This window comes from Gorillibacterium timonense, from assembly GCF_001457415.1.
Lineage (GTDB): Bacteria > Bacillota > Bacilli > Paenibacillales > NBRC-103111 > Gorillibacterium > Gorillibacterium timonense.
Map to the genome: position 1 here is coordinate 883,885 of NZ_LN881724.1, position 14,832 is coordinate 898,716.

Annotated in this window: 14 protein-coding genes; 8 read left to right on the forward strand and 6 right to left on the reverse strand. The window is 52.9% G+C overall.

Annotated elements, in window-relative coordinates:
• Window positions 1-20 precede the first annotated feature (20 nt).
• From BN2684_RS16580 to glnA, 3 genes are all read left to right on the forward strand, one after another.
• On the forward strand, window positions 21-965 hold the full coding sequence (locus BN2684_RS16580) for a 4-hydroxy-3-methylbut-2-enyl diphosphate reductase (protein ID WP_058303253.1): 945 nt from the start codon (window positions 21-23) through the stop codon (window positions 963-965).
• Window positions 966-1,135: 170 nt separating this feature from the next.
• Window positions 1,136-2,194 (forward strand): 3-deoxy-7-phosphoheptulonate synthase, encoded by a 1,059-nt coding sequence (aroF, locus tag BN2684_RS16585; RefSeq protein WP_058303254.1) that lies wholly within the window; start codon window positions 1,136-1,138, stop codon window positions 2,192-2,194.
• A gap of 304 nt (window positions 2,195-2,498) precedes the next feature.
• A complete protein-coding gene (gene glnA, locus BN2684_RS16590; protein ID WP_058303255.1) occupies window positions 2,499-3,923 on the forward strand; it encodes a type I glutamate--ammonia ligase in 1,425 nt (474 codons plus the stop codon).
• A 141-nt stretch (window positions 3,924-4,064) separates the two neighbouring features.
• Here glnA and BN2684_RS16595 read toward each other — a convergent pair whose 3' ends face one another.
• From BN2684_RS16595 to thpR, 3 genes are all read right to left on the reverse strand, one after another.
• Entirely contained in the window at window positions 4,065-5,087 is a 1,023-nt protein-coding gene (locus tag BN2684_RS16595; RefSeq protein ID WP_058303256.1) for a LacI family DNA-binding transcriptional regulator, read from the reverse strand.
• Between the two features lie 113 nt (window positions 5,088-5,200).
• Window positions 5,201-5,788, reverse strand: coding sequence for a hypothetical protein (locus tag BN2684_RS16600; RefSeq protein ID WP_058303257.1), 588 nt, complete (start codon window positions 5,786-5,788; stop codon window positions 5,201-5,203).
• Window positions 5,789-5,877: 89 nt separating this feature from the next.
• A complete protein-coding gene (gene thpR, locus BN2684_RS16605; RefSeq protein WP_058303258.1) occupies window positions 5,878-6,489 on the reverse strand; it encodes an RNA 2',3'-cyclic phosphodiesterase in 612 nt (203 codons plus the stop codon).
• Between the two features lie 125 nt (window positions 6,490-6,614).
• On the opposite strand from thpR, the gene serC reads away from it, so the two are divergent.
• On the forward strand, window positions 6,615-7,700 hold the full coding sequence (gene serC / locus BN2684_RS16610; RefSeq protein ID WP_058303259.1) for a 3-phosphoserine/phosphohydroxythreonine transaminase: 1,086 nt from the start codon (window positions 6,615-6,617) through the stop codon (window positions 7,698-7,700).
• A 123-nt stretch (window positions 7,701-7,823) separates the two neighbouring features.
• On the opposite strand, the gene BN2684_RS16615 is transcribed toward serC, so the two are convergent.
• Both BN2684_RS16615 and BN2684_RS16620 read right to left on the reverse strand, forming a co-directional pair.
• Entirely contained in the window at window positions 7,824-9,032 is a 1,209-nt protein-coding gene (locus BN2684_RS16615; protein WP_148450003.1) for a hypothetical protein, read from the reverse strand.
• A gap of 282 nt (window positions 9,033-9,314) precedes the next feature.
• Window positions 9,315-10,079: a response regulator transcription factor gene (locus tag BN2684_RS16620; RefSeq protein ID WP_058303261.1), complete on the reverse strand. Its 765-nt coding sequence runs from the start codon at window positions 10,077-10,079 to the stop codon at window positions 9,315-9,317.
• Window positions 10,080-10,224: 145 nt separating this feature from the next.
• Between BN2684_RS16620 and trmL the strand changes: the two genes are divergently transcribed.
• Together trmL and BN2684_RS16630 are read left to right on the forward strand one after the other, a co-directional pair.
• Window positions 10,225-10,689 (forward strand): tRNA (uridine(34)/cytosine(34)/5-carboxymethylaminomethyluridine(34)-2'-O)-methyltransferase TrmL, encoded by a 465-nt coding sequence (gene trmL / locus BN2684_RS16625; protein WP_058303262.1) that lies wholly within the window; start codon window positions 10,225-10,227, stop codon window positions 10,687-10,689.
• A 204-nt stretch (window positions 10,690-10,893) separates the two neighbouring features.
• Window positions 10,894-11,142 (forward strand): AbrB/MazE/SpoVT family DNA-binding domain-containing protein, encoded by a 249-nt coding sequence (locus BN2684_RS16630; protein ID WP_058303263.1) that lies wholly within the window; start codon window positions 10,894-10,896, stop codon window positions 11,140-11,142.
• 171 nt (window positions 11,143-11,313) lie between these two features.
• On the opposite strand, the gene thrS is transcribed toward BN2684_RS16630, so the two are convergent.
• Window positions 11,314-13,032 (reverse strand): threonine--tRNA ligase, encoded by a 1,719-nt coding sequence (gene thrS, locus BN2684_RS16635; RefSeq protein WP_234340261.1) that lies wholly within the window; start codon window positions 13,030-13,032, stop codon window positions 11,314-11,316.
• A 550-nt stretch (window positions 13,033-13,582) separates the two neighbouring features.
• Between thrS and BN2684_RS16640 the strand changes: the two genes are divergently transcribed.
• Entirely contained in the window at window positions 13,583-14,203 is a 621-nt protein-coding gene (locus BN2684_RS16640) for a TetR/AcrR family transcriptional regulator (RefSeq protein WP_058303264.1), read from the forward strand.
• Window positions 14,200-14,832, forward strand: coding sequence for a histidine kinase N-terminal 7TM domain-containing protein (locus BN2684_RS16645; RefSeq protein WP_058303265.1), 633 nt, complete (start codon window positions 14,200-14,202; stop codon window positions 14,830-14,832). Before BN2684_RS16640 ends, BN2684_RS16645 begins: the two co-directional genes overlap by 4 nt.

Sequence of the window (14,832 nt, forward strand, 5' to 3'; positions counted from 1 at the left end):
TGGAGATCAGGAGGGACAGAATGGACGTCATCAAAATATCGCCGCGGGGATACTGCTACGGTGTGGTAGACGCCATGGCGCTTGCCATGTCGGCTGCCCGTAACCTCGAATTGCCGCGACCCATCCATATACTTGGCATGATCGTGCATAATTCGCATGTCACGGACTTTTTTGAACAAGAGGGCATCGTTACGCTAGACGGCAGCAACCGGCTGGATATTCTTGAGCAGATCCAGGAAGGCACCATCATCTTCACCGCTCACGGAGTATCGCCGGAGGTCCGCAAGCGCGCACGGGACAAAGGGCTCACCGTCGTCGATGCGACTTGTCCGGACGTAACGAAGACGCATGATCTCATCCGCGAGAAGACGGCTGAAGGCTATGACATCATCTACATCGGCAAGAAAGGCCATCCCGAGCCGGAGGGCGCGGTCGGCATTGCGCCCGGTCGGGTTCACCTCATCGAGAAGCCGGACGAGATCGCCGATTTGAAGCTGGTGACCGAGAAGATCGTCATCACCAACCAGACGACCATGAGCCAATGGGACATCCGCGAGATCATGAACCGCTTGATCGAGCGTTTTCCGACGGCAGAGATTCATAACGAGATTTGTCTTGCCACCCAGCTTCGTCAGGAAGCTGTCGCCGAGCAGGCGAAGGAAGCCGATCTGGTCATCGTGGTGGGGGACCCGAAGAGCAACAATTCCGGCCGCCTCGCTCAAGTGTCCGAGGAGATCGCGGGTGTCCGCGCTTACCGGATTGCCGATATCACAGAGCTTCGACGGGAATGGCTGGGCCCGGTCCGCAAGGTCGCCGTGACCTCCGGAGCGTCAACCCCCACGCCGATCACGCGAGAAGTCATTCAATACTTGGAGCAATACGACGTCAATGATCCGTCCACCTGGGAAATCAAACGGACCGTCAACATGAAGAAGCTGATTCCCGCAGCCAAGCCGAGAGAGTAGGATCCCGAATTGTAAGCGGAGGATGTCGAACGGATTTCAAAGCATGAGCGAAGAACCGGGAAAAGAACCGGGGAAAGGATTGACACCCGGTTCTTTTCGCGTTATAGTTGCTTTAGCGATTAAAAGCGTATAAGCGTTGAAGCGTCAAACTAATTGATGGGGGAATCGCCATGATCGTCATCACATCCAATCAAACTCCGGATGAACGCATTGCCGAAATCGTCCGGTACATTGAAAAGCAAGACTTAAGAACCCACATTTCGCGCGGGGAGGATCATACGGTAATCGGCATTATCGGCAAGATCGAACCGGTGCTTGCGGAGCATCTTCGCCAGATGAAAGGTGTCGCCCAGGTCATCAAGATCTCCAAGTCCTACAAGCTGGCGAGCCGTGACTTCCACCCAGCCGACACGGTGATCGATATCAAGGGCGTCAAGATCGGCGGACCGGATCTCGTGGTGATGGGCGGACCTTGCGCCGTAGAAAATCCTCAGCAGATCGACGAGATCGCCAGACTGGTCAAGCAAGCGGGAGGACAGGTTCTGAGGGGAGGAGCCTTCAAGCCCCGCACGGGTCCTTATAGCTTCCAGGGGATTGGAGTGGAAGGGCTTGAGATGATGGCCGAAGCGGGGCGCAAGCATGGCCTTCTCACCATCACCGAGGTGATGACTCCCGAATATGTCGATGTGTGCGCGCAATATGCAGACATTCTTCAGATCGGCACGCGGAACATGCAGAATTTCGATCTCCTCCGCAAGCTCGGCACGATTCAAACGCCGGTGCTCCTGAAGCGTGGCTTCAGCGCCACCTACGATGAATTCTTGAATGCGGCGGAATACATCCTTGCAGGCGGCAATCCGAACGTAATGCTGTGCGAGAGAGGGATTCGCACCTTCGAAACCTACACCCGCAATACGCTTGATTTGGCTGCGATTCCAGCGCTTAAACAGCTCAGCCATCTCCCGGTCATCTCCGATCCGAGTCATGGGACGGGACGACGTGAGCTTGTGGAGCCGATGGCCAAGGCATCGGTAGCGGCGGGAGCGGACGGGTTGATCATCGAAATGCATACGGATCCGGATAATTCCATGACGGGAGACGGAGTCCAATCGCTATTCCCCGATCAATTCTCGCGGCTGCTGGAGGATCTGGAGAAGCTTGCTCCGATTGTCGGTAAACGCTTTGAGACCGCCAAGGAGCCTGTTCTAGCCGGATCTTGGGTCGTGTAAGAGATTCCCTTGTCGTCTTGAAATAGGCGAGATAAACGTTCAAGCGAAGCTATTTGGCTTCGCTTTTTCGAGTTATCGCATCGTAAAGTGTAGATCAGATCTGCTTGGCGAACAATTTGTCAAATGCATGAACAAAAAAACAAAAGGTGTTAGTAAACCTTACATGAGCGAAAAAAATAGCTTACATAAGTATTGACGAACCTGGGTGATCGTTTTATAATAATCGCAAGATTTAGATCGAAAAACCTGAACGTTAATCATGCAGGATTGATGAATGTTCGGAATTTGGGAGGGGTAAATAATCATGACGGCAGTAAGCGTGTTGGAACTGATTAAAGAGAAAAACATCGAATGGGTGGACTTCCGTTTTGTTGATTTGTCCGGCAAAGCTCACCACGTAACGTTGCCTGCTTCCGAAGTGGAAGAAGAAACGTTTGTAAACGGCGTAGCATTTGACGGTTCTTCGATCCCTGGTTTCCGCGGCATTGAAGAATCCGATATGGTTATGATGCCGGATCCGGAATCCTCTTATGTTGATCCGTTCACCGCTCATCCGACCTTGATCGTAATGTGTAACATCTTCACTCCGGACGGCGAACGTTATGACCGCGACCCGCGGAGCATCGCTCAGAAGGCGGAAGAATTTCTGAAGAAATCCGGCGTAGGTACGGCTGCTTTCTTTGCTCCGGAATCCGAGTTCTTCATCTTCGACGACGTTCGTTACGAAAGCGGAATGAACAAATCCTTCTACGAAGTCGATTCCGAAGAAGCCGTTTGGAATACGGGACGCAAGGAAGAAGGAGGCAACCTCGCATTTAAGGTTCGCCAAAAGGGCGGTTATGTTCCGGTTGCTCCGACGGACAGCCAACAGGATATCCGCAGTGAAATGTGTCGACTCCTGATCGAATCGGGACTTCGCATTGAACGTCATCACCACGAAGTGGCAACAGCCGGTCAAGCGGAAATCAACTTCCGTTTCGACACCCTCACCAAAACCGCTGACAACCTGCTGAAATACAAATACATCGTGCATAACACCGCTCGTCAATGGGGCAAGGTCGCAACCTTCATGCCGAAACCGCTGTTTGGCGACAATGGCTCCGGGATGCACGTTCACCAAAGTATCTTCAATGGCGACAGCCCGCTCTTCTATGAAAAAGGCGCTTATGCCAACCTGAGCGAAATTGCCATCTACTACATCGGTGGTATCCTTCACCACGCTCCGGCCTTGATCGCCTTGACCAACCCGAGCACCAACTCCTTCAAGCGCCTCGTTCCGGGCTACGAAGCTCCGGTTAACCTGGTCTTCTCGAAGGGCAACCGTTCCGCATCCGTTCGGATCCCGGTTGCAGCTGTTACGCCGAAAGGCTGCCGCATCGAGTTCCGTACTCCGGACTCCACGGCCAACCCGTACCTGGCATTCTCCGCCATGCTGCTTGCTGGTCTCGACGGCATCCAAAACAAGATCGACCCGCGCAAGCTGGGCTACGGTCCGCTCGATAAGAACATCTATGAATTGGCACCGGAAGATCTCAAGGAAATCCGCAGCGTTCCGGCTTCCCTGGACGAAGCTCTGGACGCTCTCGAAGCCGACAGCGAATTCCTTACCCAAGGCGGCGTTTTCTCCTCGGACTTCATTGCCAACTACATCGAATTTAAACGCGGTGAAGCCAAAGCCGTATCCATCCGCGTTCATCCGCATGAATACTCGCTCTACTTCGATTGCTAATCCTTCCGCGTTCCAGACCGGCATCCTCTCCTCGAGGGTGCCGGTTTTTTTACGCAAAAAACCCGGAACCGCTGTGATTCGGCGAGTTCCGGGTTTCGAATTTCAATCTCAAATTCCAATCTCAGCTTCCAGGCTCTGCAATCAAGATTCATGAACCCGTTCGGCTACCGAGCGACCTGGCTTAAGCTCCGTGGGGAGTACGATTTTGCTCCAGGGCTCAGAGAAATCGCGGTTCTTGATCCGTTCCAGGAGCAGTTGAGCGCCCTGATATCCGAATTCATAGGCTTGCTGAGCTATGACCGTCATAAAGGGATCGATTTCGGAGAATGGGCCGAAATCGTCAAAGCAGCATACGGAGACGTCTGAGGGAATGCTCAACCCGCGTCCTCGCAGCAGTCGGATGGTCTCGAGGGCGAGTACGTTATTCCCTGCGATGATGGCGCTTGGGAACGGGTCGATGGAGGAGAGCCACGCCTCCATGTCCGTGAGATCGTTGATCATGCCGAAGCTGGCTTCCATGCAATAGCTTTCGCGGAAGGGCAGTCCGTTCTGCTTAAGCCCCTCCAGATACCCCTGTAAGCGATGGCGGGCACTGGATACCGTGGAAGATCCATTGACGAAGGCGATGTTCTGATGCCCGAGAGAGACCAGATAATCCACCAACGCTCTTCCACCTTCATTGCTGTCCCCGAGAACGACGTCGCAGTCGATGCCGGGAACTTCTCGGTCGAGGAGAACGAAGGGAACTTTGTGCTGCCTAAGCAAGCTCAGATGGGGGAGAGAGGCATCGCCCGCTGGGGCAACCAGTACCCCATCGGCACGGCTGGCAAGGATAGTGTCGATGTAATCCGCTTCCTTCGACAGATTTTCGTCGCTATTGCCGAACAGCAGCCGAAAACCAGATTTCCGGGCCGCATCTTCGGCTCCGCGGGCAACCGTCGTATAGAATGGATTGGTGATATCCGTTATAAGCAGATACAAGAGGTTGGTCTGCTGCAGCACGAGACTGCGCGCCATGTGATTTGGGATATAATGCATCTCTTCCATGACTTTCTTTACCCGCTGCCGGGTCTTCTCGCTGATCCGGCCTGATTCGTTGATGACTCTGGACACTGTCATGGCGGAAACTTTTGCTTTTTCGGCAATATCATAAATCGTAACCATAACGGGTGGACTCCTTCATCTCTATTAAAATCTATCTTATAGAAATGTGGGAGTGACAGCAAGGAAATCCTTCCTATGTTCAGGATGGAGGTGGAGGAAGCAACCGCTGCGGATTACAGCAAGGAACCAATCCAAGATTTTCGACGTACCCCTGTGCGTTCGCCCCCTAGCGCCGCCGTTCGGGAAGGTTGCGTTTCCTGAATCGAACGAGTCAACGAATCAAGCGAGCAGGCCAATTCGTGAACGGAGAGCCGCAATTCATCCAGCTCTCGACGATGCTCGAGGATTTGGTACGTCACGATATCGCTTGCTTTTCGGTCAAGGTTCCGTTCCAATTCTCGCAACCGGTCGGAGAGGGATTCCCAGCCTGGAGGAATGACGGGCTTCTCTCGCCCGGGGGATAAAGCGCCCCCTAATCGGACGGGAGCCAAATCTGTATGGATCGCCGATTCGCTGGAGGGACTGGCAGCTAAATCCATTGGTTCGACCGATTGACCGAGGGATGCCTTCGCTGCTTTGGCTATCTCAGCATCGGCCGGCCCCTTCATGGAGGCGAGGAGGGGGAGCTCATCCGGCTGAAAAACATAGTGACCGGAGGCGTCCTTGCGGAACTGCTCGGGTTTGGAGGAGGCCCAGCGTTTGATCGTCGTCGGGCTTACTCCAAGTGCTGCCGCAGCTTCTTTGGTCTTCAGATAGTCCATGTCATAACACCCGCTTTCCAAGTGGTAGAATACCTATTCGTTCGGAAAAGGGCATTTCCTGCACGGGTGACAAAGGTAGTCAGCGTTCACTAAACAAAGTGGTTTTCCCGCTTTTCTCGCTCTGCGAACGGAGCAAGAAAGCAAGGCTCATATAGGGGGGACTCCCCGGGATGGCTTCGATATAGGGTGATGGAGTCTGCTGTCCAACCGAAGGAGCAGGCCAATTCTTCTTCCGTTACTTCGCGAATGGAGCCGCTTGGATCGGATAGACCCTCATATCGTCTGGCCAGCGTAATATGCGGGGAATAGGGACGCGATTCCGCAGGAAAACCGAGCTTGTCCATCCGGCCGATCGTATCTTCTGCCAAGCGGGCCAGGGCATCCCGTTCTCCATACACAACTGAATACAATACGCGCGGATTCTGGGAAGGACCGAAGGTGCCTAATCCGCTAGCGGCAAGAGCAAAGGGGGAGTGCCTTTCAGCGATTTCCATCAATTCCTCGCGGATCGGTTCCAGCTTCTCTTCCTCTACGGTACCAAGAAACACGAGCGTGATATGGAGATCCTCCGGATGAGTCCATTTGCGGAAGGAGAGCCGGTCATGAAGCATCCGGGACTGCATGGAAAGCTCCCTTTTCACCTCCTGAGGCAAGGAAAGGGCAATAAAATAGTGGTGGGATGGCTTCCGTCGGATATTCATAACACTTACCTCCATGATAGATTATTTTGTTTCCATGGCATGTGAGATTCCGTTATAATAAGAGGAATCAGGCCACTAAAGCGTTAAAGTCAACCGCAATGGCCGAATGTGAAAGGTGTGGAAAAATGAGCAAGCGAGCGTACAATTTCAACGCCGGTCCGGCGGCGCTCCCGCTGGAGGTTCTCCAGCAGGCCCAAGAAGAATTGGTGGACTACCGGGGAATCGGGATGTCTCTGATGGAGATTTCCCACCGTAGCAAGGAGTATGAAGCGGTTAATACGGAAACGCAAGAGCTCTTGAAGGAGCTGCTCGGCATTCCGGAAGGCTACAAGGTCCTGTTCCTGCAAGGAGGAGCCAGCACCCAGTTCGCCATGGTCCCGATGAACTACCTCACCGAAGGGAAGGTCGGAGCTTATGTAAACACCGGCAGTTGGGCGGAGAAGGCGCTGAAGGAAGCTGAATTGATCGGCGAAACGGCGGTTGCCGCTGAATCGAAACCGGGCCTACTCAACATTCCGGCCTTGTCCGAGATTCAAATTCCGGAACGGGCTGCGTATCTCCATCTTACGTCAAACGAAACGATTGCCGGAACCCAGTATCATGACTTCCCCGATACCGGCGATGTGCCGCTTTTTGCGGACATGTCGAGCGATATTCTCAGCCATCCCTTTGATGTTTCCAAATTCGGCTTGATCTATGCAGGTGCTCAGAAGAACCTGGGTCCTTCCGGCGTGACGGTCGTCATCATCCGGGAAGATTTGGCCGACAAATCCAACAAAAAGCTTCCGACCATGTTCCGATACAGCACGCATGTGAAAAATGACTCGTTATACAACACGCCTCCCGCGTATTCCATCTATATCGTCAATCTTGTTCTGAAATGGCTGAAGAACCTCGGCGGTCTCCAAGCCGTGGCCAAGCTGAACCAAGAAAAGACCGACCTGCTGTACAATGTGTTCGACAACAGCGGCGGTTTCTATGAAGGGCTCGCCGAGAAGGGCAGCCGCTCGACCATGAACGTCACCTGGAAGTTGAAGGATGAAGAGCTCGAGAAGCAGTTCATCAAAGAGTTCCCAAGCCAAGGCTTCATCGGACTCAAAGGCCATCGCAGCGTGGGCCATCTCCGGGCTTCCACTTACAATGCGGTACCATATGAAGCCTGTAAGGCGCTGGCGGATTTCCTCAAGGACTTCCAACAGCGCAACGGTTGATTGTGATTTCCATCTGAACGAGCGAAAGCCTCCGTACCCTATCCAAGGGCTGCGGAGGCTTTTTTGAACGTCATGATGCTTTGGCAAACAAACAGCAAGGCCCAACAAAGCGCATACGGTGGCTTAAATGGAAGGGATTTCGATAGGGCGGTCGAGTGAGAGTGGGACAGGCTTGGCCTGCGGGAGGAAGTCGAGCACATTCAGGTAAAACAGCTTAAAGTGAATCGAATCATCATTCATCATGATGAGGGCATGCTGTTGTCCGTCCGTGACTGTATAACCGAATCGTTTGTAGACGGGATCGAGCGGGATTGGCACCTCCAACCATTCTCCCTTGTGGACATCCAACAGGAAGAAGCGCTCGGTGTTGCGCTGTTCGAACAGGTAATAGTCCGTCGGATCATTCACACTGTCCGTGGCCAGTTCCAGGCCACTTGCGCATTTGACAACCGGTATGATCTCGTCGCCGACGATTTTACCGATGATTGACCGGCTGGAGAAGTTGGTGGCATAGACGTAATTGCCCATGATCTTGACGGTGCTGATGCCTAGATCACCAAATAATTCGCTGAATTGATCCATGTGATATTGGTTTAGTAAAACTCCATTTATGTCATATTGTGACAGGACGTAGTTTCTCTTTTGTTCAATTCCTTTTTCCAGAACAACATAAAATGTCTTGTCCGCAGCAGCAATATTATAGATGAACTCTCCTTGCTTGGCTGTATGATCAAACTGAAAACTTACCAATTTTTTTGCTTTTTTTGCACCTGGTTTGTAAGAATCAACAAAGGTGGTGCTTACATGGTTTAGTAAAGTTCCCTTATACGAGATGGCCCGATCACCCAAGTCCTTCATATAAACCAACGTCTGATCGAGTTTTTCGGTTAAGACCTTTTTCAATTTCAATGTTTTCAGGTTGAGGTCATAAAGGTTCGTGTCTTGCCTGTCTGGAGTCCCTGTCCCAACATAAAAGAATAGGTGATCTCCCAATAAAGCACTGCTGTCATTACTGACGAAAAAAGGCTCAATTTTACCAATCCATTGGCTCTTGCCGGTGGTCATATCGAAAGAGGAAAGGGTATAGACGTCTCCGACAAGATTATAATAGATGAATTTCCTATTCAATAAAGCGAGTACACCGATATAGTCTTCATTGAATGTCAAAGGAATTTCATAAACAGGCTGACGAATTCCATCAACTCGTAATTGTTGGTTTATAAAAGTTGCTTGGCTTATAGATCCATTAGAATGAGAATGATTTGAACAGGCATTCAAAAACAAAGACAACATGGAAAGGAGAAGAACGATTTGGAAGATTCTCTTACGCAAGATCTCACCCCTGTTCATGCAGGAATCGTTAAGAAGGAGAACATACAGATGTCCTCCTTCTCAATTCGTCTTAATAAACGTAGCCGTTATTGGCAACTCCATTATCACCCATTGACCTCCCTTAAGGCAGATGCCAAACTTCCGAATCTTTCTTACGATTGTTAAGTGTTTTTGACTCATACGGCTTTCCGATGCTCGTCATTCCAACAAAAAAAGAGCCGGATGGACCGGCTCCGTGGGATGAAGGACAGCTGCGAGGACAGCTCGACAAAGCAAATGCGATTATTCGCCGTCAGATGAGGTGGCCGCCATGGGCTCTTTTGGCGACCAGGTGGCGGGCACGATCCGACGACCACCCTGCAGCTTGTAACCTACATTGCGGACGGTGGTGATGAATTCGGGCTGCCGCGGATTCTTCTCGATCTTGTCGCGCAGATGGCTGATGTGAACATCCACGATCCGGGTATCCCCGAGGAAGTGATAGTCCCATACTCCATGCAGGAGTTGGATGCGCGTCAGCACTTTGCCGGAGTGGCGGCACAGGAAGAGCAGCAGGTCGTATTCCTTCGGTGTCAGATCCACCGGTTCTCCGTTCACGCTCACTTCCCGGCTGGCTGCTTTCATGCGGATCGGACCGGCTTCCAGCAGGTCTTCCTCGGGAATGCGATCGGGATTCTTCTCGGTCCGCCGCAGGATGGCTTTGATCCGCGATACCAGCTCCGGAGGACTGAACGGCTTGGTCATGTAATCGTCGGCGCCGTTGTCAAGGCCGGCGATCCGGTCCTGCACATCCGTAAGCGCCGTCAGCATGAGCACGGGTACCAGGTTGCCTGCGGCGCGAAGCCTGCGGCATACTTGAATTCCGTTCGCTTTGGGCAGCATCCAATCGAGTATGATCAAATCGGGACGGAAGAGAGGGAGAACCTCGAATACCGCCTCGCCGTCTTCCACCGAGCGTACCTCAAAGCCAGCTTGCTTCAAATTGAAATCGAGCAGCATGGAGATAGACGGTTCATCGTCAACCACGAGAATCTTTTTTTTGTTCATGGGGATGCTCCTCTCGGCTTCTTCTCCTTCCATTATCCGATTGGTAAATCAAGGCGGGATTATCGATAAATAAACGGAATGTTAAATTTGTACCTGAGGAAGATTCATGTATAATAGGATAGAAGAGATGAGAGGTGCACCTGAGATGGCTTTTCACATTGTATTGGTTGAACCTGAAATCCCGGCGAATACGGGGAACATATCCCGAACCTGCGCTGCGACCGGCTCTATTTTGCATTTGGTGAGACCGTTAGGTTTTTCAACCGATGACAAGGTTCTGAAGCGGGCTGGACTCGATTATTGGGACAAGCTCAATCTGTTTTATCATGATTCGTTTGATGAAGTGAAGGAGCAGCATCCGGAGGGGCGTTTTTTTTGTGCGACCACGAAGGCCGAGAGAACGTATACCGAGTTCGAATTTCGGGATGGGGATTTTTTTGTTTTCGGCAAGGAAACGAAGGGGCTTTCTCCCGACATCCTCACCCAGCATCGTGAATCCTGCATTCGCCTTCCGATGGGAGCCGATATCAGGTCGCTCAACCTGTCCAATTCGGTTGCGATCGTCTTGTATGAAGGGCTGCGTCAAACGGGGTTTCTCGGGCTTCATTAACGGTTCAGGGGTTAACCGGCACAGGAATTATGGTTGATCGGCCATTGCGGCAGCCTTCTTAAGGTAACGAAGGTTCCTGGTTTACCGGATGTCCATAACGTTGTCGACCTATAGAGGAAGGGATAACCATACGATCAGCATTCCCAGAGCTCTTGACAACGACAATTCGCAAGTACAACTAATGAAAGAGTGAGGGGATTCATCATGAAACCGGCGGGAATCGTACGGAAGGTCGACCAATTGGGTCGCATTGTACTGCCAAAATCTCTGCGTAAAAGATACCAGATGAATGAGGGGGACCCGATCGAAATTTTGGTTCAAGGGGATCAGATTCTTCTGGAGCGCTATCGCCCGAGATGTGTATTCTGCTCAGGTATGGAGGGAGTTAGCGAATTCAAGGACCGCTTCGTTTGTAGTCAATGCTTCAGTGAAATGAATCAATTGAAGGGATAATCCCTTAGTTGCAGGATTCGCGCCATCTTCTATTGAGAGGATGGCGTTTTTCATTGGCGCCTCATAATGAATAATAGCGGTTTCCGGGAAGCTCCTCTATGCTTGAGAAGCTTCACCGGAACCGCCTTATGTGTTGACGAAAGGAGAAAGCTGGAGGGAGTGGGTTATTCGTTATTCCTTCGCTTTGATCTCCTCGATCAAAGCAGCTGCGAGATCGGAGACACTCCGAATCCCTTGATCGCCCTCACCGCGCTTGCGAACAGAGGCCGTTCTGCTCTCCTGCTCCTTATCACCCAGGACGAGAATGTAAGGGACCTTCTCCGTTCCCGCTTCCCGGATGCGACGCCCAAGCTTCTCATCCCGTGCGTCCACTTCGGCGCGGATTCCGGCTTGCGCGAGCTGCTGCTTCACTTCAAGCGCATAATCGAGGTTCTTCGGCGTGACCGGGATGAGCTTGGTTTGAACCGGAGCGAGCCACAGCGGGAACTGGCCGCCGTAATGCTCGACCAAGATGCCCATGAACCGGTCGATGGAGCCGTAGACAGCACGATGGATGACTACAGGGCGATGCTTGCCGCCATCCTCGCCGATGTAGTGGAGGTCGAATTTCTCCGGCATTTGGAAGTCGAGCTGGATCGTTGCACATTGCCAGCTCCGCCCGATGGCATCGCGGATGTGGAAATCGATCTTCGGTCCGTAGAAAGCCCCGTCCCCCGCATTGACGCGGTACTCGCTGCCTCTGTGATGGAGTACGTTCGCAAGCGCAGCTTCAGCCTTCTCCCACAGCTCGGGGGAGCCCATTGAATCGTCCGGGCGCGTGGACAGCTCCATCGTATAGGTGAAGCCGAACACCCGGTATATCCGGTCGATCAGATCGATGACCTTGCCGATCTCGTCTTCGATCTGATCCGGTCGAACGAAGAGGTGGGCATCGTCCTGGCAGAACGTACGCACCCGCATCATGCCGTTCAAGGCGCCGGACAGCTCATGGCGATGAACCTGGCCGAATTCGCAAAGACGAATCGGCAGCTCGCGATAGGAGTGAAGCCCGTTCTTATAGATGAGCATGTGGCCGGGGCAGTTCATCGGCTTAAGCGCAAATTTCACATCGTCCACATCCGTAAAATACATGTTATCACGGTAGTGATCCCAATGTCCGGACTGCTCCCACATGCGTTGGTTCATGAGGAAAGGCGTTCTCACCTCATCATAGTCTCTCTCCGTCTGGAGCTCGCGGGAGAACTGCTCCAGCTGTCCGCGAAGGATCGTCCCCTTCGGGAGATAGAAGGGCATCCCCGGCGCTTCCTCGGAGAACATGAACAGACCGAGCTCCCGGCCGAGCTTGCGGTGATCCCGCTCGCGCGCTTCCTCCTGCTGCAACAGATAAGCATCCAGCTCCTCCTGGGAAGCGAACAGCGCACCGTAAATCCGCTGCAGCATCGGTCGGCTGCAGTCTCCCCGCCAGTATGCCCCGGCAACGCTCGTCAGCTTGAAGGCTTCCGGCAGTTCTGCCGTGCTCGCCAGATGAGGGCCTCGGCACAGATCGGCGAACTCCCCTTGCTCGTAGACCGTAAGCTCTTCTTCCTCCGGGAGATCCGCGATCAGTTCGAGCTTAAACGACTCTTTGCGGTTGGCGAAGAAGGCGATTGCCTCCTCGCGGGAGAACACTCTCCGTTTGATAGGCAAGTTTTCCTTCACGATGCTCCGCATCTCCGCGTCGATCTCGGCGAGATCGGATGGCGTGAGCGTCTTGGGCAGCTCCATGTCATAGTAAAACCCGTCCTGAATCACCGGCCCGATTCCCAGCTTCACGTTCTGCTCGCCATACAAGCGCTTGACCGCTTGAGCGAGTACATGCGCCGCCGTGTGGCGGCTTACTTCTACCGTCATTTCAATTTCCTCCTCATCAGGGTTTGGTCGAACGCAAAAAAACACACAGCATCCCAAGGGACGAGTGCGTTCAGCTCGTGGTTCCACCCTGATTCGACTCCAACCTCCATAAGAAAAGCCCAAACGGGTGATGCGGAGAGGAGTCCTCATTGCGATCCGGTAACGGGGATAAATCGGCTGCGCATAATGCCGTGTCCGCAGATTCTGACGCCGGAGTTCCGCACAGCGGCTGCAAAGGGGTAACCTTGCCGATTCGCTGAAGGTGCTTTCACCACACACACCTCTCTCTGACAGCTAGCTGACAAGATCATGTCTTTGGTCATGGCCGATGGATATTGAAGCTTATTATAGGTCCGGCTTGCAGAAAAAGTCAACAGAACAATTTACGAGACATTTTACGCACATGGGCGCACAAGAAACGGAAAGGCAGAGGAAACCTGGGCTTTACAGTGAAAATGAAGTGAGATACACTAAAACTGATCAATGTTCAAATCAATGATCAGATCATTGTTCAAACGTTACACTCCACCACTTGAAAGAGGGATGCGGCGTGAAAAAGTCGGAAGAGATGAAGGAGAGAATCATTCGGGCGACCACGGAATTGATCGATGAGGGAAATGGTCGGGCAGAGGAAATTACGACGAGAATGATCGCCGACAAAACGGGGATCGGCGTCGGGCTGATCCACTATCATTTCCAAACCAAGGAGCGACTGCTGGAGCAATGCGTGCAGCGGATGATCGGTGGGGTGATCGCCCGATTCGAGCCGAGCGGGAGCGGAACGCTCGGGGGATTAGAAGCCTTGAAGTCTGTCGCCAAGGAGGTGGCTGATTTTCTCATGGTGAATGCCTCGATTTCGCGAATTTCCATTCTCGGCGATCTGAATGCTCCCGCTCTCGACGACAATACAGCCAAGACGATGCGGGGCTTCGCCATGGCATTTAGCAGAGGCAGCACTCATGTGACCAGCAAGCAAGAGGCGGCTGACGAACTCCCGTCAACACTATTCCGGGCGCGGCTGTTCACCTTGACGGCTATGCTGCAAGCTGCATTCCTGCGGCGGGATATCAGCGGCGAGCTGTTTGGTTGGGACGTACGAATCAAGGAAGAGCGGGATCGTTACATCGACTGGCTGATCGAGCAACTATTTGCGAAGGAGGAAGGCCGATGAACCAAACATTAAACCGGACGCTTGGGATGGTCTGTTCGCTGGGAGCGCTCGCTTGCACGGTTTTATTTTTTGCGGGTCTGCTGTTCGCTTTGCCGACGTTGAGCTATACCGTCTGCCTGTTCCTCAGCTGGTTTTATGTCGGACTAGCCAGCGTCTACGCCCATGATGCCCCGGATGACCGCAAAGCGGTAGCCGTTGCGGGAATCGCTATTGCCGTCGTGTATTCGGTGTTCACCAATCTGGTCTACTATACGCAGCTGACCACCGTTGCCCAAGGAGGCGCAGACTCCTCATTGCTTACCCAGTTGACCTTCGAGCCGGGCAGTTGGCTGTTTGGCTTCGATATCCTCGGTTACGGACTGATGGCGCTCTCGACCTTCCTGATCGGCCTCGCCTTCATGGCCGAGAACAAGCGGGATCGGGTGCTGCGAATTTTGCTCCTGCTTCACGGAGCCTTCTTTCCGATCTGCGTAGCAGCTCCGACGCTCGGAATCTTTCAGCCCGACGGAGGCGCGGCGGGGATTGGCGGTACGCTTGCACTCATGGGTTGGTGTCTCTATTTCGCCCCGATCGCCATGCTCTCATTTCTGCATTTCCGCGATTCGGCTATGCCTGCCGCAACCCGCTAA